This is a genomic window from Curtobacterium sp. GC_Cur_3 (assembly GCF_026544205.1).
Lineage (GTDB): Bacteria > Actinomycetota > Actinomycetes > Actinomycetales > Microbacteriaceae > Curtobacterium.
Map to the genome: position 1 here is coordinate 136,753 of NZ_JALNUI010000004.1, position 20,679 is coordinate 157,431.

A 20,679-nucleotide genomic window follows, 5' to 3' on the forward strand; every position below is an offset into this window, starting at 1 on the left:
GCGGCACCCTCGCCGCGGGCCCGGAGCACCACCGTCCCCGCGAGGAGCAGACGATGTCCGAGCACCACTCGACTGAGCAGACCACCGGACGGCGTGCTCGTCTGGCGTACCTCATCACCTCGTACGGCGACGGGGTCCAGCTCGAACGGCTCGTCCGGACGCTGCGCACGACGGACCCGGGCGCCGCGGTCGTCGTCCAGCACGACGAGACCCACCACCCGGTCCGCCGCGACCCGCTCGAAGCGCTCGGCGTCCACGTGCTCGTCAGCCCCGAACGGATCGAGTGGGGCGACCTCACGCTCGAACGGGCCCGGTGGCGGCTGTTCGGGTGGGTGCTCGAGCACCTCGACGTGGACTGGGTGATGCTGCTGTCGGAGCAGGACTACCCGACGGCCCCGGCGTCCGTCCTGCACGGACGACTGCTCGACGCGACGGCGGCGTCCACGAACGCGATCATCGAGTCCTGGCCGATCGACGAGGTCCCCGACCCGGACATCCGGGCCGAGGCGCAGCAGCGCTACCGCTTCCAGTACACGAAGCTCCCGACCGTCGACCTCGAGCGTCGGCTGCCGGCGCCGCTCGTCCGGGCGTTCCGCACGATCCGGGGCATCGCCATCCACCGGCTCCGCGTGCACCGGATGCCGGTGCGGATCTACGGCGCGAACGACGGGCTCGGCGTGCCGGCACGGGTCGGCGTCCGGGCCCTCCGCACGCCCTTCACCCGGGACGCCCCCTGCTGGTACGACAACAGCTGGTTCGCGATCGACCGGCGTGCGATGCGCGCCGTCGTCGAACGGGTCCGCTCCGACGCGGCACTCGTGCGCTACTTCGCGCGCACCATGATCCCGGTGGAGGCCGTCACGCCGACGGTCATCGGGAACGACCCGGACCTGCGGCTGGAGCACGCGAGCCTGCACAGCATCCGCTGGTCCGACCCGACCTCCGGCCGTCCGGACGAGTACACGGTCGAGGACGTTGCCGCGTTGCTGGACTCGGGGCTGCCGTTCGCCCGGAAGTTCGGTCCGGACCCGCGGGTGCGCGACCTCCTCGACGAGCACCTGCTGGCGCACACGCAGGAGCGGTCGGCCTGATCGTCGGCGCCCCGGGGTCGGCTGGCGGTCAGCCCGGTCGGCGGGCGAGCAGCGCGACCGGGTCCTGACGACCGTCCGCGACGACCGCTCGGAAGGCCCGGACGAGCGGGACCCCCGGGCGCACCGTCGCCGGGGTCGACCACGCCAGGGCCGACGCGATCGCCGGGTACTCCGCGACCCGGACGAACCACGGGTCGCGGTGCCCGAGCGCCTCGAGGACGACCGTGACCGGCCGCCCCTCGGCGTCGGCGCTCCAGGCGACCCACGGTGCGACGGACCCGTGCACCGCGGACTCCCCGGTGGCCGTCGGGGTGCGGACCTCCACGTCCGTGCACGGTGGGAGGCGCCAGGTGAACCCGCCGTACCCGGCACCGACGCGGCCGTTGCTGCCGGGGCCGCCCAGCAGGACGTCCGCGTCACCCGGGGTGCTGAAGGACGAGGCCGTGCGGAGCTCCCAGGCGTCGGGCCCGAGGGACCGGGTCGACGTCGTCCGGTCCTCGTGCAGGCGTGGGCGGCCGTCGGGTCCGCGCCACCGTGCCTCGACGGTGAGCGTGTCGCCCTCGACGGTCTCCCGTTCGACCGTCACCGTGCCGTGGTCGTCGCGCCAGACGTAGCCCTCGCCGTGCACGTAGGTGCGTCCGCCCCAGCAGTTCACGCCGTCGACGTCGGGGATCGCGGGGCCGACGCCGCAGTGCCAGTCGTGGTCGGGCGGGTGGTGGGCGCTGACGACGACCCCGGCGAGCGTCCGCACGGGATGCAGGTACGGCCGGGGGACCGAGGTCGGGATGGTGCCGGCGCCGTCGAGCACGGTCGCGACCTCGGTCGGGGTGCCGTCGGCGGTCGGGACGACGAAGCGGTGCAGCACGTCGTCGCGGGTGGCATGCGCCCAGGGAGCGCCGACCTCGGAGAACAGCGCCAGCTCCTCGGCAACCCGGTCGGCGAGCGACTCGACGTCCTGCACCACGGGGTGCCGCGCCGACCCCGCGCCGAGCCAGGTGACGAAGGGGTGGTCGATCTGCACGGGCTCCGTGGCGCGGACGGCCTCGAGCACCTCGACGAACGCGCCCGTCGACACGAGGGGGACGAGCAGGTCGACGCCGGTACGACGGTGGTCGAGGAGGTTCTCGAGCAGGTCGGTGCGTCCGTGGTGCTCGGCGGGCGCACCGGGCAGCGCGACGTCGTCGAGCGTGTAGTCGAACCGCGCGGTGCCGTCGGCGCCGGTGACCCGCACGGACGGCACGGTCTCCTCGGCGGCGCACAGGGTCAGCGCGGCGGTGGCCTCGCGCCCCGACGCCGTCGTGACCCGGACCGAGGAGGTGTCGTCGCCCTCGATCGCGTTCGCCCGGTACAGCTCGACCTCGACGCGCGCCACGTCAGCGGCACGGCGGGCACCGACCACGGCCAGCGCGGTGGCGACGGCGTGGGCAAGCGGGTTCGTCACGACGCCGTCGAGCACGTCGACGCCTCGCAGCCGTCGTCGACCGGCCCAGGTGGACCGCTGCCAGTAGGCGTCGTCCCGGCGCCAGGTGCCGACGGCCGCCGCCGAACGGACCGCGCCGACGACGTGGCCGTCCCGCAGGGCACCGAGCGCGTCGGACCCGAGGCTCTGGAACCCGACCTGGGCGACCCGTCCGGTCCGGCGCTCGGCTTCGAGCAGCTCAGCCAGGGCCTGCCGGGTCGTCACCGGTGGCTTCTCGAGGAGCACGTCCGCGCCGGCGTGGAGTGCGGCGAGGGTCAGCGGGAGGTGCGCGGCGATCGGGGCGGCCACCACGACGACGTCGACGGGACCGTGCGCGGAGGCGGCGGCGAGGTCGGCGACCACGGGGACGCCGCCGTCGGTCGGGCCGTCGATGGCCGGGTCGAGGACCGCGGTGAGCGTGCAGCGCCCGGCCGCGACGAGCCGGTCGACGTTCGCGCGGTGGTGCAGGCCGTACCCGCGGGCGCCGACGAGCACGACGCCGGGCGGGGCCGCGGTCGTGCTCCGGTCGGCGCCCACGGGCATCAGGCCGACGTCCCGGGGGACCGGCCCGTGCCAATCGTGATGCGCGTGCGCCCCGGCGCCCGACCGGTCACGAAGACGTGCTCGCCGTCGGGGCGGTCGGTGCCGCCGAGGAAGGCGTAGTCCTGGCCCGGTGCGTAGAACGCCGGCTGCTCGGGGCCCGACCCGTTGCCCGGTCCGACGGTGACGACGTCGTCGCCCACCCGGTAGCTGCCGGTCCCGCTGACGAGCACCCGGTTGCCCTCGACGTCCTGCTCCATGCCGGTCACGGTACCCCCGGAGCGGAAGGTCAGCTGCAGTGCCCACGGCACGTCCGCGCCGTCGAGCTCGAGGTCGAGCACGACGGCGTCGGGCAGGACGGTCACGTCGACGGTGGTCGTCAGCGTGACGGTGTCCACCGCCCGGTCGCCGAAGTCCATCGCCGCCGAGAACCGGCCCTCGTCGCGCAGGTCGTACGCGCCGTCCGGACGCCGGCGTGCGGGCGGGAGGGGCTGGTGGTAGCCGGCCTCGACCGACTCGGTGAGCCGGAAGCGCAGGACGTCGTCGCCGTCACCGGCGCCGCGCGCCAGGGAGGTGATGCTCGTCGGGCGGAACGGTCCCAGGCCGAAGAACTCGCGGGACAGCCGCACGTCGGACAGGACGACGTCGCCGGCGAGCACCCGGAGGAACGTCGGGCTGTTCGCCAGGCCGGAGCGGACGTGGCCCTGCGCGGGGACGTCCGAGCCCGCGAACACGACGACGCTCCGCCGCGGCTCGCGGACGTGCACGAGTCGGGCGTCGGCGAAGCGGAGCACCTCGCGGGCCGGGGCGGCTGGGGCGTCCCGGTCGGGGAGCGGTCGGCCGAGCAGCGGGTCCGTCATGGCCCGCGCGGCGACGGCGCCCGGCTGCCACATGTCGAGCGTCACCGCACGCCGGGCGACAGCGGCGACGTCGGCACGGTCGTCCTGCACGGCGACGTGCCAGAGCAGCGGTGCGAACGGGCCGATGCCGAACGGGCGGGACTGGTCCTGCCGGCGCGACTGCACGGTCTCGACGGTGTCGTCGGGCAGCAGCAGGGCGAGGACGGCGTCGATGCTCCGGCGGACCGGCTCGAGGAGCTCGGGGCGGCCGAGGACCTCGGCGAGCACCAGGAACGACGGGCACGAGACGGCGACCGCGTAGTTCGGGCTGCGCTCGGACCACAGCCCGTCGGCGTCGATGTCCGCGCCCTCGGCCAGCCACTCCTCGATCCGGGCGACGAGCGCCGGGTCCGGGTGCAGGCGGTGGACCCGGGCCAGGGCGGCGGAGATCTCCCAGCGGTGGTTCGGGGTGTGCACGCCGCCGGTGCGCAGGGCGGGGGCGGCGCGGAGCACCATCCGGTCGAGGTCCTCGGCGAGGGCACCGGCGACGCTCGAGACGTCGCGGACGGGGGCGAGCAGCTCGAGGGCGTCGCAGCAGTCGTTGACCGTGAACGCGGAGTCCGGCGGCGAGAGGACGTTGTCCCCGCCGACGAACGTGCCGTGCTCCGACTGCCGGTCGGCGAGGTGCCGGACGTACCCGTGCGCGGTGGTGAGGTCGGTCTCGTCGGCCTGCGCCGGGCCTCCCGTCCGGACCCACGCGCCCACCAGCGTGAGCGCGCGTGCCATCAGTTCCCGGTGCTGCAGCGTCGCCGGGTCGTCGCTCGCGGACCGGAGGTCACGGACCGCGGCGTCCGCGGCCGGGCCGAGGGCCTCGAGGAAGGTCGGTCCCATCAGTCCTTCAGTCCCGCGTTGAGGTCGGCGCCGTTCACGTACTTCTGGAACACCAGGTACAGGAGCAGCAGGGGCAGGATCGAGATGACCGAGGCACCGAGGAGCACGGTCCAGTTCACGTTCTCGGCCCCGACGATGCTCTGCAGGGCGATCTGGATCGTGAACTGGTGCGGGTCGTTCAGCACGAGCAGCGGCCAGATGTAGTCGTTCCAGCGCCACTGGAAGGAGAAGATCGCCAGGGTCAGCATGATCGGGCGGGAGATCGGCAGCATGATCCGGACGAAGATGCCGAACTCGCTCGCGCCGTCGATCCGCGCCGCCTCGACGAGGTCGTCGGGGACCGTGAGGAAGAACTGGCGGAACATGAAGATGCCCGTCGCGGTGATCACCGACGGCACGATGATGCCGGCGAGCGAGTCGTACAGGCCGAGGTCGCGGATCACGATGAAGGTCGGGGCGAGGATGACCTCGGTGGGGAGCATCGTCGTCGCGAGGATGCAGACGAAGAACACCTTCAACCACCTGTTGTCGTACTTGGCCAGGGCGTAGCCGGTGCAGGCGCTCGCCAGGACCGTCAGCACCGTGGTGACCAGGGCGACGATGATCGTGTTGCCGAAGTACCGGGCGAAGTCGAAGCTCGACCAGGCCTCGGTGAACCCGGACACCGACCACTGCTTCGGCAGCAGGGTCAGGGGGTAGGAGAACAGCTCGCTGCCCGGCTTGAAGGCGCTGAGGACGAACCAGAGCACGGGGAAGCCGAACGCGATGATGAAGACCCAGAGCAGGGCGGTCGCGGCGACGGCCTTGCCGCGCGGGGTTCGGGTCCGGCTGGGGCCGCCGGTGCGGCCGCGCCGCTTGGTCACCCGGTCGGTGACGGCGGCGGCGGTCGTCGCGGCGGCGACGCCGGCGGGGCTCGTGGCAGCTCCGGTGGTCGCGGCCGCGCCCGCGGGCGTCGACGGGAGGGTCGTGTCGGTCATCGGCGTGACTCCGTCCGGCGGTTCATGGCGAGCTGGATCAGCGCGATGGCCATGAGGATCAGCATGAGGACCATCGACGCGGCGCTCGCGTAGCCGATGTGGGCGTTCTGGAACCCGTTCGTGTAGATGTACTGCACGAGCAGGGTGTTGTCGGTGCCCGGACCACCGTTGTTGAGCGCCTGGATCGTGGCGAACTCCTTGAACGCCCCGAGCGAGGACAGCAGCACCACGATGAACGACGTCGGCGCGATGCTCGGCAGCGTGATGTAGCGGAACTGGTGCCACGCGCCGGCGCCGTCGAGCGACGCGGCCTCGTAGTACGACTGCGGGACGTTCCGGATGGCGGCGACGAACAGCAGCATGTTGAACGCGGCGCCGGCCCACGCGGTGGCGAAGATCACCACGAGCAGGGACAGGTCGGCGTTCGACTGCCACGGCACGGCCTTGCCACCGAGGGACTCGATGACGAAGTTCGCGAGGCCGAAGTTCTCGCCGAACATCCACCGCCAGATGACACCGGTGACGATGGGGGAGATCAGCCACGGCACGAAGAACACGATGCGGGCGACGCTCCGGCCCTTCGCGGCGGGGCTCGTGAGCATCAGCGCCATCGAGAGCGACAGCACGAAGCCGAGCGGCACGGCGACGACCGCGTAGATGAGGGTGCGGACCAGCGCGGCGTAGAAGGTGGAGTCACCGAAGAGCTGGGTGTAGTTCTCCAGGCCGATGAACTTCGGGTCGCTCACGCCGTTGTAGTCGGTGAACGAGTAGCCGAGGCCGATGACGGCGGGCCACACGAAGAACACGACGAACAGCACGGCGTTCACGGCGACGAAGGCGATCGGTGCGAGGACCGGGCGGCTGACGCCGGAGCGGCGACGGCGTGGTCGGCCGGGCGTGCTCGACCGGGCTGGTCCGGGTGGGACGGCCGCGGTGGCGGTGACGTCACCCGCTGCGGTGCTGGTGCTCACGATGATCCTCTTCGTTCGTCGTGCCGGGGTGGGGGAGGGGCGGCGGCCGGGTGCGGGCACCCGGCAGGGCGGCCGCCGGGTGCGGGCACCCGACGGCCGAGGTCGTCAACCGACCTGGTCCTCGTAGTACTTCGTGATCGTGTCGAGCGTCTTCTTCGCCGACTGCTGCCCGTTGATGAGCTTGCCGACCTCGGTGGTGGTGGGGTCGGTGCCGAGCTCCTTGCCGTCGATCGCCCAGGTGGAGGCCTCGTTGGCGTAGGCGCTCGAGATCGGGTCAGCGGCCTCGATCTCCTTCGTGTACAGCGCGAACGAGTCCTTGGCGGCCTGCGAGGTGAACGGGTAGTCGATGTCGAGCCCGTTCTCCACGGGCAGGAACCCGTTGGTGGCGGAGAGCTTGGTGTAGTTCGCCGGCTCGTACATGTACTCGATGAACTTCTTCGCGGCGGCACCACGCGCATCGGAGTTGGCGAACCCGACGATGTTGCCGCCGTAGTTGATCTCCGTGGCGTGGGTCGGGTCGGCGGGGGTCGCGGCGCTCGCCCAGTCGAAGTCGACGTTCGACGCGAAGTCCGAGGTCTGCCAGACGCCGGAGAAGTACGCGACGACCTGGCCGCTCTTGAACAGCGCGTTCGGGTCCTGGCCGCTGGCCCAGACGGACTTCGGCATGGTCTCGTCGTCGTTCATGTCGGCGAAGTCCTGCAGCGCGCCGACCATCTTCGCGTTGCTCTGGAACGAGCCGTCCTTCTGCTGCTCGAGGAAGGTCGTGCCCTTCGTGTACATGTACGCACGCAGTCGCGACGGCGAGGCGTCGAACGTCAGGTCGTACTTGGCGCCGGTCTTCGCCTTGACCTCGTCGGCGGCCTTGAGGAACTCGTCCCAGGTCCACGCCTTCGCCGGGTCGGTCGGGTAGCTGACCCCGGCCTTGTCGAACAGCGACTTGTTCACGAACAGCCCCGCCGCGGTGATGTCGGACGGGATCGTCAGGACCTTGCCGTCCTTCGCCTTCGCGATGAGGTCCTGGTTGATGCCGTTCGCCTTCGTGTTCGTGATCGAGCTGAGGTCGACCGTCTGCGACGTCCAGATCGGGTCGACACCGGCGGCGCGGACGACGTCCGGCAGCGACTTCGCCTGGGCGGACTCGCGGAGCTTCGTCTGCAGGCCGTCGTACGGCAGGTTCACGATCCGGACGGAGACGCCGGACTCCTTCTCGTACGCGGTGGCCAGGTCCTGGTAGCCCTTCTCCTGCGCGGTCGAGGTCGACAGCCAGAACGTCAGCTTGTCGACCTTCCCGCCGTCGTCCCCGGAACCGCCGGAGGCGCAGCCGGAGAGGAGCGCGAGGGCGGCGAGGCCGCCGGCGAGTGCGAGCACTCGTTTGGATGACTTCATCGTCACTGCTTTCGTTCGGGCCACGGACGCGAACCGCCGTGGACGAGCATTCGGGGGATGTCTCGGCCGAGGGTCCATTGTCTACACGACCCGAGGGCGATCCGGCAAGCGCTTTCCCGCATTTGTCCTCACATCGGTGTCAGTCAGGAGGCTCGGCTCGCCCAGGTGCACCCGCTCGGTCCTCGACGGGGCCGGTTCCGGCATCGAGGTCGTGGAAACCGCTAGCCTGACGCCGGACGCGCACGGCTGCGCGCACCGGAGAGGACGCCGTCGTGTCGGACCGCAGCACCGCGACCCTGGCGGACGTCGCGCAGCGCGCCGGGGTCTCCCTCGCCACCGCGTCCCGCGCCCTGAACGGCAGCGCGCGTCGGGTCCGTCCCGAGTTCCTGGAGCGGGTGCACGTCGCGGCCCGCGAGCTGCACTACACCGCCAACGTGCAGGCCCAGGCGGTGGCCCGGGGCACCACGACCTCGCTGGCCCTCGTCGTCGGTGACATCGCCGACCCGTACTTCGCCGCGATCGCCGCCGGTGCGATCCGTGCAGCCGACGAGGCCGGACTCGTCGTCACGATCACCTCGACCGGCGGGGACGCCTCCCGCGAGCGCGAGGTGCTCGACGTCGTCGCCGGCCTCCGCCCCCGTGCCGTCGTGCTCGCGGTCAGCCGGCACCTGGGCGGGAACGGGGACGCCGTCCGGGACGGGATCGCCGCCCTGGTCGCCGGGGGCGCCGGGGTCTCGGCGCTGGTGTCCGACGTCGACGGAGCGGCAGCCGGGGTCGAGGGCGTCCACGCGCTCGTCGTCCGGAACCTCAGCGGCGCCGCGGCCCTGGCGGGGGCGCTCGTCGAGCAGGGGCACCGGTCCTTCGCCGTGCTGGCGGGGGAGCCGGACCTCGTGACGGCACACGCCCGGGTCGAGGGCTTCGTCGCCGGACTCGCCGCCCACGGCATCCGGCTCGACCACGGGGCCGTGATCCCCTCCGCGTTCTCACGGGACGGGGGCTACCAGGCCATGACCCAGCTGCTCGACGCGGGGTCGCCGCCGCGGTGCGTGTTCGCCGTCACCGACCTGATGGCCGTCGGGGCGCTCACGGCGATCCGCGAACGCGGCCTGGTCCCCGGCGTCGACATCGGCGTCGCGGGGTTCGACGACGTCCGGATGCTCGTCGACGTCGTGCCGGCCCTCAGCACCGTGCGGCTGCCCCTCGAGGAGATCGGCGCGCGGGCGGTCCGTCGGGCGCTCGGCACCGACGACGACGCGGACGACGTCGACGGCGAGGTCGTCCTGCGCGCGAGCACCGCGCGCTGACCCTCGCCGGACGCCGCCGCGCCCCCTGTCCTGCCGTCCCCGGGTCCGCGCGCTCGTCGACCGGTCGCAACACCCCGCACGCGTGTCGTCCACCGGCCACCCGTCGTCGTCCCGGGCGGCTCCGACCGACGCTCCTCGACCGGTCGGCGGACGTGAGCGGGGTGTCCTGACCACTCGGTGCTTTCCGGTCTCCGGGCTCCGCACCCGGCCTCCGCACCCGGGCTCTGGCCCCGAGCTCTGACCCCGGGCTCCACCCCGGGGCTGCGCTCCGACCGGGGCGTGGTGTACGGTGCCGGGCAAGCGCTTTCCGCACCGGCGGGAGCAGCTCGGCGAGCAAAGGAGCACGCGTTGACCACCCGCACCCTCGGCATCATCATGAACGGCGTCACGGGACGCATGGGCTACCGGCAGCACCTCGTCCGCTCGGTGCTCGCGATCCGGCAGGACGGCGGCGTGCTGCTGCCCGACGGCTCCCGGGTGCAGCTCGAACCGGTGCTCGTCGGTCGGAACGCCGGCAAGCTCGAGGAGATTGCCCGCCGCCACGGCCTGGAGCACTGGACGACCGACCTCGACGCCGCGCTGGCCGACCCACGCTGGGACGTCTTCGCCGACTTCGCCGTGACGAGCGCCCGCACCGACGCCATCCGCCGGGCGATCGCCGCGGGCAAGGCGGTCTACACCGAGAAGCCGACCGCGGAGACCTCCGCAGAGGCCCTCGAGCTCGCCCGCCTGGCCGCCGAGGCCGGCGTGCCGAACGGCGTCGTGCACGACAAGCTCTACCTGCCCGGCCTGCGCAAGCTCGCCCGGCTCATCGACTCCGGGTTCTTCGGCCGGGTGCTCTCGGTCCGCGGGGAGTTCGGCTACTGGGTCTTCGAGGGGGACTGGCAGGACGCCCAGCGCCCGAGCTGGAACTACCGCAGCGAGGACGGTGGCGGCATCGTCGTCGACATGTTCCCGCACTGGAACTACGTCCTCGAGCAGCTCTTCGGCCGCGTCGAGTCGGTGTACGCCCGCGCCGTGACGCACATCCCCGAGCGCACGGACGAGCAGGGCCGCGCCTACCCGGCCACCGCGGACGACGCCGCCTACGGGGTGTTCGACCTGGCCGGCGGGATCACCGCGCAGATCAACTCGAGCTGGGCCGTGCGGGTGGACCGGGACGAGCTCGTCGAGTTCCAGGTCGACGGCACCCACGGCAGCGCGGTCGTCGGGCTGTTCGGCTGCCGGGTCCAGCCGCGCACGACGACGCCGAAGCCGGTGTGGAACCCGGACCTCCGCGACGACCGCGACTACCGCGGTCAGTGGCTCGAGGTCCCGGACAACGACGAGTACGGCAACGGCTTCCGCGCGCAGTGGGAGGACTTCGTGCGCGACCTCGTGGCCGGGCGCCCGCACCCGTACGACCTGCTCTCCGGCGCCCGCGGTGTCGCGCTCGCCGAGGCCGGCCTCGTGTCCTCCCGCGAGGGCCGCCGTGTCGACCTGCCGGAACTCCACCTGCCGGAGCCGCACCGGACCGTCGGAGCCGACCCGGGCCTCCCGGCCGTGACCGAACGGACCGACGACGGGACCGACGGCCAGTCCGCCGGGACCGACCCGAGCCTCCAGGCGGTCTCCGCATGACGGACCTGACCCTGCTCGCCGCCGACGGCACCACCCGGACGGTGCCCCTGCAGCCAGCACCCACGTGGACCAAGCCCGACGGCCCGCTGACCGAGCGCGTCGTGTACGCCGCCGCCCACGTCGTGCCGCGCGTCGGGTCGGACACCACGCCAGGCGCCCCGGCCGACCTCGACTGGGACAGCACCCTGGCCTTCCGGCACCACCTGTGGTCCTGGGGCCTCGGGGTCGCCGACGCGATGGACACCGCGCAGCGCAACATGGGCCTCGACCCGGCCGCGACCCGCGAACTCGTGACCCGCAGCGCCGCCGAGGCCGCGAGCGTCGGCGGCCGCATCGTCGTCGGGGTGAACACCGACGACCTGGCGTCCGAGGACGCCAGCCTCGACGCCATCGTCGACGCCTACGTCCGCCAGCTCCACCACGCCGAGGACGCCGGCGCCGGCGTGGTCCTGATGGCGAGCCGCCACCTCGCGCGCGCCGCGTCCGGGCCCGGCGACTACCGCTCGGTCTACGAGCGGGTCATCGCACGGGCCGGCGCCCCCGTCGTCCTGCACTGGCTCGGTGCCGCGTTCGACCCGGCACTCGCCGGCTACTTCGGCGACGAGCGGTCGGCGCCCGAGACGGTCCTCGCGGTGATGCGGGACGCGGGGGAGCGGGTCAGCGGGATCAAGATGAGCCTGCTCGACGCGTCCGCCGAGGTCGCCCTGCGCGCCCGTCTGCCCGAGGGCACCCGGATGTACACGGGCGACGACTTCCACTACGTCGACCTCATCGCGGGCGACGGGTCCGCGCACTCGGACGCCCTGCTCGGTGCGTTCGCCGCCGTCGGGCCGGCCGCGTCGGCAGCGGTCCGTGCCCTGCCGGACGAGGCCGCCTTCCGCGCCGTCCTCGGTCCGACCGAGGCCCTCGCGCGTCACGTCTTCGCCGCCCCCACCTGGTTCTACAAGACCGGCATCGCGTTCCTCGCGTGGCTGAACGGTCATCACTCGTCGCCGGCGATGGTCGGCGGACTGCACGCGGGCCGCAGCCTGCCGCACCTGTCGGAGACGGTCCGGCTCGCCAACGCGTGTGGTGCGCTGGAGCAGCCGGAGCTCGCCGCCCGGCGCTGGCACGCGCTGCTCGCGCTGCACGGGGTGGACCGGCGCGTCACGTCCGTCGGTGGTGCACAGCCGGCCAGGCCAGGGTCGGCTGGCGACGACGCTCCGGCCGGGAGGCTCGACTCAGCTGCCGACGTCGCTCCCGTCCCCGAGTCGGTCGCGTGAGCGCCCCGGCTCCGGCCCGGCCGTCGGCAGCGGTCGGCGCGGCCCGGCTCTCGGTCAACCAGGCGACGGTGAAGCACGCCTCCCTGGCCGAGGCGATCGCGGCGGTGAGCGCGGCGGGCGTCGAGGCGATCGGGACCTGGCGCGAACCGGTCGCCGACGTCGGGCTCGACGATGCCGTGCGGATGGTGCGCGACTCCGGACTCCGCGTGTCGACCCACTGCCGGGGCGGGTTCTTCACCCTCGCCGACGGGGCCGAGCGCCGACGGGCCATGGACGACAACCGCCGCGCGATCGACGAGACCGCCGCGTTGGCCGACGCCGGCGCACCCGGGTCCCGGCCCGTGCTGGTCCTCGTCGCCGGGGGACTGCCCGCCGGCTCGAAGGACCTCGGTGCCGCCCGCGCCCGCGTCGCCGACGCCCTGACCGAACTCGTGCCACACGCCCTCGACGCCGGGGTCCAGCTCGCCGTGGAGCCCCTGCACCCGATGTACGCGGCCGACCGAGCCGTGGTCTCCACCCTCGCGCAGGCCCTCGACCTCGCAGCACCCTTCCCCGCCGAGGCGGTCGGCGTCGCCGTCGACACCTTCCACGTGTGGTGGGACCCCGCGCTCGAGTCGTCGATCGCCCGAGCCGGTGCCGCCGGACGCATCGCGACGTACCAGGTGTGCGACTGGGTGACCCCGCTCGCCGCCGACCCCCTGCTCTCGCGCGGGTACCCGGGCGACGGGCACATCGACTTCGGCCCGATCGGTGCCGCGGTCGCCGCTGCCGGGTACACCGGAGACGTGGAGGTCGAGATCTTCAACCAGTCCGTGTGGGACACTGCGCCCGCCGTCGTCGTCGACCGGGTCGTGCGGAGCGTCGCCGCGCACGTCCCGCTGGGCTCGGCATGAGCGCCGTGCTCCGGTACCGGGGCCCCGCGACCACCTGGACGGACGCGCTCCCCGTCGGCAACGGCCTGCTCGGGGCGATGTGCCACGGTGGTGCGCTCGCCGATCGTGTCGGCGTCAACGACGGGTCCGCGTGGTCGGGCACCGTGGAGACCGAGCACGTCGACCCGCTCGACCCCGGGACCGTCCGGGCAGCGCTCGCCGAGGCCCGGGTCGCGATCGCCTCGCAGCGGTTCGACGACGCCGCGGACGCGCTCCGCCGGGTGCAGCACCGGCACACGCAGGCGTACGAGCCGTTCGTCGACCTGGTCGTGACGACCACCCCCGACGGTGCCGGCCTCGTGCAGGACCACGAGCGGAGGCTGGAGCTCGGCACCGCCACCGCGACGACGTCCTTCGTGCTCGACGGCCAGCCCGTGCGCACCGCGACCTGGGCGTCGTGGCCCCGCCGGGTGCTCGTGCACGAGCTGGTGTTCCCGGAGTCGGGGGTGGGGACGGTGGACGTGTCGCTCGAGACGCTGTTGCACGCGCCGCTCGACGCTGCGTCCGGTGCCGGGGCTGCTGCCGGTGCGGCGGCGTCCGGGACGGGTGACGCGGCGCTGCTCGTCCGGCTGCCGAGCGACGTCTGGCCGCCCCACGACGGCGACGTGCCGGACCCGGTGCGCTGGGACGGTCCCGCGCTCGAGGGCGCCGCGGTGCTCCGGCTGGTCGACGAGCACGACCGACCGCTCGCGTCGAGTGCCGTGGGTGACCACGTCCAGGTGCCGGCGCGGGGGACGGTCCGGATCGTGCTCGCCACGGCGACGACCGCGCAGGGAGCAGGCCGGTCCCCGGCGGGCACCGCGACGGACGCAGCTGCGGTCGCGGCAGGGTTGGTCGACGCCGCGATCACGACCGGCATCGACGCGGTCCTCGCTGAGCAGCGCGCCGACCACGCCGCGCTGGTCGACCGGTTCACCCTGACGCTGCCGGACGGCGACCACGCTGATCGCCCGACTGACGAGCGTCTCGCCCGGGTCGCCACCGAGGGCATCGCGACGGACCCCGGGCTCGCGGCGCTCCTCGTGGCGTACGGCCGGTACCTGCTCATCTGCTCGTCCCGTCCGGGCGGCCTGCCCGCGACGCTGCAGGGCATCTGGAACGCCGCACTCCGGCCACCGTGGAGCGCGAACTACACCACGAACGTCAACCTCGAGATGGCGTACTGGCCCGCCGAGGTCACCGCGCTGCCCGAGACCGTCGAGCCGCTCGTCGCCCTGGTCCAGGCCGTCGCCCGCAGCGGGGAGCAGACCGCCGCCCGGTTGTACGACGCTCCCGGGTGGGTGGCGCACCACAACACCGACGCGTGGGGGTACACGCAGCCGATCGGGGAGGGGCAGCACGACCCGGCGTACGCGTTCTGGCCGATGGGCGCCCTGTGGTTGCTCGACCCGCTCGTCGCGCATGCCGACCACGGTGCCGACGACGCCTTCGTGCGGGACGTGCTGCTGCCGCTCGTGGCCGGTGCGCTCGCCTTCGTGGACGCCTGGGTCGTGACCGGCGACGACGGTCTGCGGCACACGGTCCCCTCGACCTCGCCGGAGAACCACTTCGTCACCGCGACGGGCGCCTCCGGGTCGGTCGACACGGACTCGGCGATGGACCTCGCGCTCATCCGCATGACGGTGTCCGCGTACCGGAGGCTCAGCGACCGTGTCGGCCTCGAGACCGACCCGCGACTCGCGGCGCTCGCCGACGCCCTGCCGCCGATCGAGCCCGGCGCCGACGGGGCCGTGCCGGAGTGGCACGCGGACCGCGGGCACGCCGAGCCGGGGCACCGCCACGTGTCCTCGCTCGTCGGGGCGTACCCCGGCACCGAACCGCTCGACGAGTCGATGGCCGCGGCGGTCGCCCGGACGCTCGACGCCCGGGGTGACGACTCCACCGGGTGGTCACTGGCGTGGAAGCTCGCGCTCCGGGCCCGGCTCGGGGACACCGCCGCGATCGGGAGGCTGCTGCCGCTCGTGTTCCGCACGATGGACGGCGTCGACGACGAGGGGCAGCGCGGCGGGCTCTACCGCAACCTGTTCGCCGCGCACCCGCCGTTCCAGATCGACGGCAACCTCGGCTTCGTCGCCGCGGTGGCCGAGATGCTCGTGCAGTCCCACCGCGACGGGATCGACCTGCTCCCCGCTGTGCCCGAGGTCTTCGCGCACGGGGCCGTCCGCGGGCTCGTCGCCCGACCCGGCATCGACGTCGACGTGACGTGGGGCGCCGTGGGGGACGACGGCGCCGAACTCCTCGAGGCCGGCCTGCGGGCACGCACCCCGCGGGCGCTCGGCGACCACGTGGTCCGACACCGCGGGCGCGAGGTCCTGGTGCGGCTCGACGCGGTCGCTGTCCGCGTGCCGGTGGTGTTCCCCGCCTGACCGTCGGCGGTCGCTCGTCGTGCCCGCACCGTGCGCGTTCCTCCGGCCCGTGCGACGTTGACCACCCCGTGCGGGACGTCAGCGTCGCACGGTGTGGTCGACCTCGCACGAGCGCGAGTCGCCGCGGGGTCAGCGTCGCCGGACGAGCACCACGCTGTCGAGCAGGTCGTGCGCGGTGCCGTCGTCGCGGGTGACGGAACGGGGGCGGAGCTCGGCCGTGACGACCGCCCAGTCGGCGTCGGCATCAGCACCGGCGTCGGCATCAGCACCGGCGTCGGCAACAGCATCGTCGCCGCGTCCCACGCCGAGTGCGGCCAGGTCGTCGTCCGGCGTCGGGAAGCGGTAGGACCGCATCTCCTCGGGCAGCGCACCGGGCGGGGCGGCGTGCGCGGTCACCAGCAGGTGTCCGCCGCGTGCCACGAACCGGGTCGCCCGGCGCAGGATCGCCGCGCGGGGGATCTCGACCGGCCACGACTGCAGGAACGACGCGGTCACCAGCGTGAACCGCTCCTCGGTGTCCCACGTCGCCAGGTCGCCGACGTCGAACCGCGCGTGGTCCGCGACACCGGCGTCATGAGCGGCCGCCCGACCTCGAGCAGCGGCGGTGGGGGAGAGGTCGACCCCTGTCGCGTGCCACCCCCGGGACGCCAGCCAGAGCACGTCGCCGCCCTCCCCGCAGCCGAGGTCGAGCGCGGACCCGACCGGCCTCTGCTGCTCGAGCGTCGCGACGACGTCGGCGAGCACGGCGTTCACCCGACCCGACCACATCCGGTCCCCGTCGGCGTACCGGGACTCCCAGTACGTCGCGGCGTCGGGCAGTGCCTCGGCGGGCGAATCGGTGCCGTGGTCGTGCTCGTGTGCGTGCATCCGCCCAGTGACGCACACCGTGCCGTCCGAACGCGAGCCCCGTTGCCGGTTCGGCAACGTCGCACCGTGCGCGTTCCCTCGGCCCGTGCGAGCTTGACCACCCCGTGCGCGCCCTCAGCGCCGCACGGTGTGGTCAACCTCGCACCAGAGCGGCCAGCGCGCCAGTTACTCCGCCGGCACCGGGTCCGCGTGCTCGATGCGGGCGCTCGCCGTGGCCATGTGCTCGTCCATCGCCCGGAGCGTCGCGGCGACGTCCCGCGTCCGCATGGCGTCGTAGATCGCGCGGTGCTCGTTGTACGCGGCCTCGGTGGCCTCGCGCGTGCTGACACGGCGGCCGACCCACACGCTCAGCATCGACCGCAGGCTCTGGAGCAGGTCGGCGAGCACGTCGTTGTCGGCGGCCCGGGCGAGCTGCACGTGGAAGCGGACGTCGGCCTCGATGAACGCCGAGGGGTCGTCGAGGGTGGCCTCCTGCCGGTCCAGGTGGTCGCCGAGCGCGTCGAGTTCCTCGTCGGTCGCACGCTGCGCCGCCAGGATCGCCGCGGTGCGCTCGAGCGAGGACCGGATCTCGAGCAGCTCCCGCGTGCGGTTCGACGCGAGCATCAGCCCCCACGACAGCGTCGTCGGCAGCAGGTCGGACATCCCACCGCGCAGGTACGTGCCGGAGCCCGGTCGGATCTGGACGATGCCGAGGATCTCCAGCGCGGCGAGGGCCTCCCGCACCGCGGACCGGCCGACGCCGAGCCGTTCGGCGAGCACCCGCTCGGACGGCAGGCGCGACCCGGGGGCCAGGTCGCCTGCGGTGAGCAGCGACACGAGCTGTCGGGCGACCTCGGACGCGGGGGACCCGACCGGCACCGACTCGAGTTCGAGCCGGATGTTGAGGGGGTCGTTCTCGCTGAACGCGGGCATGTCCCGAGCGTAGCGGTGCCCTGCTCCGCATCGCTGCGGAGCGCAGCCATTGGTCAACCGGTTGACAACTCGCGACGAAGGGCGGAGGATGGTCCGCGTTCCAACCCCGACCAACGTCGTTCCCCCAGCAGGAGTCACCGTGGACATCCCCGCCACCCGAGGCATCCCGACCTCGGTCGTCGAGAAGACGACCATCCGGAAGATCGCCATCCGCATCGTGCCGTTCGTGGCGCTCATGTTCTTCATCAACTTCCTCGACCGCACCGCGATCTCCTTCGCGGCCCCGAACGGCATGGAGGCCGACCTCGGCCTGACCGCCGCGCAGTTCGGCTTCGCGTCCGGGGTCTTCTTCATCGGCTACCTCGTGCTCGAGGTCCCGTCGAACCTCGCACTGCACCGGTTCGGTGCCCGCATCTGGCTCGCCCGCATCATGATCACGTGGGGCATCGTCTCGCTGCTGTTCACGTGGGTGCAGAACTACCCGCAGCTGGTCGGGCTGCGCTTCCTCCTCGGCATCGCGGAGGCCGGGTTCTTCCCGGGCGCGATCCTGTTCCTCTCCACCTGGGTCCCGGCACGCCACCGCGGCAAGATGCTCGCGCTCTTCTACCTGGCGCAGCCGCTCACCAGCGTGATCGGCTCCCCGCTCGCCGGGTGGCTGATGACCCACGAGGGTCTCCTCGGCGGCCTCGCCGGCTGGCGCTTCATGTTCCTCTGCGTCTCGATCCCGGCGATCATCGTCGGCGTCCTGTGCCTCTTCGTCCTCAAGGACAAGCCGTCCCAGGCGAAGTGGCTCGACGAGGACGAGAAGGTCTGGCTGGAGACCGCCCTCGCCAAGGAGAACCAGGGCAAGAACGACGGCCACGGCAAGGGCGCCCTCCGCGCCGCGTTCGGCAACGGCCGCGTCTGGATGCTGGCCTTCGTCTACTTCGGCTTCATCTACGGCCTCTACGCGCTGAGCTTCTTCCTCCCGACGATCATCGACGGCTTCCAGGAGCAGTTCGGCACCTCGTTCGACCTGTTCCAGAAGGGCCTGATCACGGCGATCCCGTACGTGCCCGCCGCGGTCGTCCTCTACTTCTGGTCCCGTGACGCGTTCCGCCGCGGCGTGAAGGTCTGGCACATCGCGCTCCCCGCCCTGGTCGGTGGACTCAGCATCCCGGTGGCGCTGTTCATGAACTCGCCCGCCGCCACCGTCGCCGTCATCGCGGTCACCGCCTGCGCGATCTTCGCCGCCCTGCCGAACTTCTGGACCATGCCCACGCAGTTCCTCACCGGTGCCGCAGCGGCAGCGGGCGTCGCGCTCATCAACACGATCGGCAACCTCGGTGGCTTCGCTGCCCCGTACATCACGGGCATCGTCAGCGAGTGGACCGGCGGCTACCAGGTCCCGATGTTCATCGTCGGCTTCTTCATGGTGCTCTCGAGCATCCTCATGGTCGTCGTCTCCCGCCAGCACCGCGGGGAGACCGGCACCGCCCCGACCACCACCGACGCCGAGCGCGCCGTCACCACGGAGGCAGGCGCATGACCCGGCTGTTCAACGACCCGGCGGACTTCGCCGACGAGATGGTCGACGGCTTCGTCGCCGCGAACCACTCCCGCGTCCGGAAGGTGCACGGCGGCGTCGCCCGGTCCACGGCGAGCCCGGACGGCACGGTCGCCCTGGTCATCGGTGGCGGCTCCGGCCACTACCCGGCGTTCGGCGGTCTCGTCGGGCACGGCCTCGCTGCGGGGGCGGCGATGGGGAACCTGTTCGCCAGCCCGTCCGCGCAGCAGGTCACCGCGGTCGCGAAGGCGTCCGAGCACGGCGGCGGGGTGCTGCTGTCCTACGGCAACTACGCCGGCGACGTGCTGAACTTCGACGCCGCCGAACGAGCGCTGCGTGACGCGGGCATCGAGGTCCGCACGGTCCGCGTCACCGACGACGTCGCCTCCGCCAGCGCGGACGAAGCGTCCAAGCGCCGTGGCATCGCGGGGGACCTCTGCGTCTTCAAGGTCGCCGGCGCCGCCGCCGAGCAGGGCCTGACCCTGGAGGAGGTCACCGCGATCGCCGAACGGGCAAATGACCGCACCCGGTCCTTCGGGGTCGCGTTCTCCGGCTGCTCCCTCCCCGGTGCTGACGAGCCGCTGTTCACGGTCCCCGAGGGGCGCATGGCGATCGGGATGGGCATTCACGGGGAGCGGGGGATCGACGAGACCGACGTCCCCACCGCCGCCGAACTCGCGACGCTGCTGGTCGACAAGCTCCTCACCGAGCTGCCCGACGGCGTCGCGGCCGACGGCGCCCACGTCGTGCCGATCCTCAACGGTCTCGGCAGCGTGAAGTACGAGGAGCTCTTCGTCGTCTACGCCACCGTCCAGCGCCTCCTCACCGCAGCCGGTGCCGTGGTGATCGAACCCGAGGTCGGGGAGCTCGTCACATCCTTCGACATGGCCGGGGTCTCGCTCACGCTCTTCTGGCCGGACGCGGAACTCGAACAGCTCTGGGCAGCACCGACGGACACCCCCGCCTACCGCAAGGGCGGCGCGGTCCCGCAGGAGCGCCTCCCCGAGCACGTCCTCACCGCCCACGTCGCCGCCCCGGTCACCCCCGGCACCGCCGACTCGCAGGCCTCCGCCCGGATCGTCGCCGACGCGGTCACCGCGATCCGCACCACGATCGACACGCACGCCGACGAACTCGGCCGCATCGACGCCGTGGCCGGAGACGGAGACCACGGCATCGGCATGCAGCGCGGCTCCACCGCCGCCGACGCTGCGGCGCGCGACGCAGCCGCCCGAGGTGCCGGTGCGGGCACGGTCCTCGCCATCGCGGGAGACGCGTGGTCCGACAAGGCCGGTGGCACCTCCGGCGCGATCTGGGGCGCCGCCCTGGAGGCTCTGGGTCGCGTCCTCGGCGACACCGACCGGCCCGACCCGGCCACCGTCCAGACCGCGGTGCACGCCGCCACCGACGCCGTCCTCGCCTTCGGCGCCGTCGTCGGCGACAAGACCATGGTCGACGCCCTCGTCCCCTTCGACGACACGCTCGCCGCCCGGGTCGCCGCGGGCGACGACCTCGTCTCGGCGTGGACGGCGGCCTCCGACGCGGCCCAGCAGGCTGCCGACGCCACCGCGGCGCTCCTGCCCCGCATGGGACGGGCCCGGACGCACGGCGAGGACGCGGTCGGCACCCCCGACGCCGGTGCCGTGTCCTTCGCCCTCATCACCGCCGCGGTCCTCCGGACGCTCAGCGTCCCGGCCTGACCACGACGAAGCACCA

General features: G+C 73.2%; 15 protein-coding genes. 8 read left to right on the forward strand and 7 right to left on the reverse strand.

The genetic code is table 11. From position 1 onward, the window contains the following. Positions 1–53 precede the first annotated feature (53 nt). Complete coding sequence (locus OXR63_RS03340; RefSeq protein WP_267420056.1) at positions 54–1,091, forward strand: hypothetical protein; 1,038 nt, start codon at positions 54–56, stop codon at positions 1,089–1,091. A gap of 28 nt (positions 1,092–1,119) precedes the next feature. Here the strand turns inward: OXR63_RS03340 and OXR63_RS03345 are convergent, their stop codons facing one another. From OXR63_RS03345 to OXR63_RS03365, 5 genes are all read right to left on the reverse strand, one after another. Further along, positions 1,120–3,093, reverse strand: coding sequence for a DUF6807 family protein (locus OXR63_RS03345; RefSeq protein ID WP_267420058.1), 1,974 nt, complete (start codon positions 3,091–3,093; stop codon positions 1,120–1,122). Further along, on the reverse strand, positions 3,093–4,820 hold the full coding sequence (locus OXR63_RS03350; protein WP_267420059.1) for a hypothetical protein: 1,728 nt from the start codon (positions 4,818–4,820) through the stop codon (positions 3,093–3,095). The genes OXR63_RS03345 and OXR63_RS03350 overlap by 1 nt, the downstream gene beginning before the upstream one ends. Then, positions 4,820–5,797: a carbohydrate ABC transporter permease gene (locus OXR63_RS03355; RefSeq protein ID WP_267420060.1), complete on the reverse strand. Its 978-nt coding sequence runs from the start codon at positions 5,795–5,797 to the stop codon at positions 4,820–4,822. The genes OXR63_RS03350 and OXR63_RS03355 overlap by 1 nt, the downstream gene beginning before the upstream one ends. Next, positions 5,794–6,768 (reverse strand): carbohydrate ABC transporter permease, encoded by a 975-nt coding sequence (locus OXR63_RS03360; RefSeq protein ID WP_267420061.1) that lies wholly within the window; start codon positions 6,766–6,768, stop codon positions 5,794–5,796. The genes OXR63_RS03355 and OXR63_RS03360 overlap by 4 nt, the downstream gene beginning before the upstream one ends. Before the next feature lie 105 nt (positions 6,769–6,873). Beyond that, positions 6,874–8,154: an extracellular solute-binding protein gene (locus OXR63_RS03365; protein WP_267420062.1), complete on the reverse strand. Its 1,281-nt coding sequence runs from the start codon at positions 8,152–8,154 to the stop codon at positions 6,874–6,876. 272 nt (positions 8,155–8,426) lie between these two features. On the opposite strand from OXR63_RS03365, the gene OXR63_RS03370 reads away from it, so the two are divergent. The 5 genes from OXR63_RS03370 (at position 8,427) to OXR63_RS03390 (ending at position 15,638) form a co-directional block, all read left to right on the forward strand. Next, entirely contained in the window at positions 8,427–9,458 is a 1,032-nt protein-coding gene (locus OXR63_RS03370) for a LacI family DNA-binding transcriptional regulator (RefSeq protein WP_071270933.1), read from the forward strand. Between the two features lie 375 nt (positions 9,459–9,833). Further along, the gene (locus OXR63_RS03375; protein WP_267420091.1) at positions 9,834–11,078 is read left to right on the forward strand and encodes a Gfo/Idh/MocA family protein; all 1,245 of its coding nucleotides are present in this window, start codon (positions 9,834–9,836) and stop codon (positions 11,076–11,078) included. Beyond that, entirely contained in the window at positions 11,075–12,340 is a 1,266-nt protein-coding gene (locus OXR63_RS03380) for a DUF993 family protein (RefSeq protein ID WP_267420066.1), read from the forward strand. Before OXR63_RS03375 ends, OXR63_RS03380 begins: the two co-directional genes overlap by 4 nt. Continuing rightward, the gene (locus tag OXR63_RS03385; protein WP_267420068.1) at positions 12,337–13,233 is read left to right on the forward strand and encodes a sugar phosphate isomerase/epimerase family protein; all 897 of its coding nucleotides are present in this window, start codon (positions 12,337–12,339) and stop codon (positions 13,231–13,233) included. The genes OXR63_RS03380 and OXR63_RS03385 overlap by 4 nt, the downstream gene beginning before the upstream one ends. Then, complete coding sequence (locus OXR63_RS03390) at positions 13,230–15,638, forward strand: glycosyl hydrolase family 95 catalytic domain-containing protein (RefSeq protein ID WP_267420069.1); 2,409 nt, start codon at positions 13,230–13,232, stop codon at positions 15,636–15,638. Before OXR63_RS03385 ends, OXR63_RS03390 begins: the two co-directional genes overlap by 4 nt. 129 nt (positions 15,639–15,767) lie before the next feature. Here OXR63_RS03390 and OXR63_RS03395 read toward each other — a convergent pair whose 3' ends face one another. Both OXR63_RS03395 and OXR63_RS03400 read right to left on the reverse strand, forming a co-directional pair. Then, on the reverse strand, positions 15,768–16,505 hold the full coding sequence (locus tag OXR63_RS03395; protein WP_267420070.1) for a class I SAM-dependent methyltransferase: 738 nt from the start codon (positions 16,503–16,505) through the stop codon (positions 15,768–15,770). Positions 16,506–16,670: 165 nt separating this feature from the next. Next, positions 16,671–17,417, reverse strand: coding sequence for a FadR/GntR family transcriptional regulator (locus tag OXR63_RS03400; RefSeq protein WP_267420071.1), 747 nt, complete (start codon positions 17,415–17,417; stop codon positions 16,671–16,673). Positions 17,418–17,556: 139 nt separating this feature from the next. On the opposite strand from OXR63_RS03400, the gene OXR63_RS03405 reads away from it, so the two are divergent. Together OXR63_RS03405 and OXR63_RS03410 are read left to right on the forward strand one after the other, a co-directional pair. Continuing rightward, complete coding sequence (locus OXR63_RS03405; protein WP_267420072.1) at positions 17,557–18,945, forward strand: MFS transporter; 1,389 nt, start codon at positions 17,557–17,559, stop codon at positions 18,943–18,945. Then, positions 18,942–20,663: a dihydroxyacetone kinase family protein gene (locus OXR63_RS03410; RefSeq protein ID WP_267420073.1), complete on the forward strand. Its 1,722-nt coding sequence runs from the start codon at positions 18,942–18,944 to the stop codon at positions 20,661–20,663. Before OXR63_RS03405 ends, OXR63_RS03410 begins: the two co-directional genes overlap by 4 nt. The last annotated feature ends 16 nt before the right edge of the window (positions 20,664–20,679 follow it).

What these genes read in the sequence shown, in the direction of transcription:
- OXR63_RS03365 (WP_267420062.1), bottom strand. Translation starts at nt 8,154, where the DNA reads ATGAAGTCATCCAAACGAGTGCTCGCACTCGCCGGCGGCCTCGCCGCC.
- OXR63_RS03390 (WP_267420069.1), top strand. Translation starts at nt 13,230, where the DNA reads ATGAGCGCCGTGCTCCGGTACCGGGGCCCCGCGACCACCTGGACGGAC.
- OXR63_RS03400 (WP_267420071.1), bottom strand. Translation starts at nt 17,417, where the DNA reads ATGCCCGCGTTCAGCGAGAACGACCCCCTCAACATCCGGCTCGAACTC.
- OXR63_RS03410 (WP_267420073.1), top strand. Translation starts at nt 18,942, where the DNA reads ATGACCCGGCTGTTCAACGACCCGGCGGACTTCGCCGACGAGATGGTC.
- OXR63_RS03350 (WP_267420059.1), bottom strand. Translation starts at nt 4,820, where the DNA reads ATGGGACCGACCTTCCTCGAGGCCCTCGGCCCGGCCGCGGACGCCGCG.
- OXR63_RS03375 (WP_267420091.1), top strand. Translation starts at nt 9,834, where the DNA reads ATGAACGGCGTCACGGGACGCATGGGCTACCGGCAGCACCTCGTCCGC.
- OXR63_RS03395 (WP_267420070.1), bottom strand. Translation starts at nt 16,505, where the DNA reads ATGCACGCACACGAGCACGACCACGGCACCGATTCGCCCGCCGAGGCA.
- OXR63_RS03340 (WP_267420056.1), top strand. Translation starts at nt 54, where the DNA reads ATGTCCGAGCACCACTCGACTGAGCAGACCACCGGACGGCGTGCTCGT.
- OXR63_RS03380 (WP_267420066.1), top strand. Translation starts at nt 11,075, where the DNA reads ATGACGGACCTGACCCTGCTCGCCGCCGACGGCACCACCCGGACGGTG.
- OXR63_RS03355 (WP_267420060.1), bottom strand. Translation starts at nt 5,797, where the DNA reads ATGACCGACACGACCCTCCCGTCGACGCCCGCGGGCGCGGCCGCGACC.
- OXR63_RS03345 (WP_267420058.1), bottom strand. Translation starts at nt 3,093, where the DNA reads ATGCCCGTGGGCGCCGACCGGAGCACGACCGCGGCCCCGCCCGGCGTC.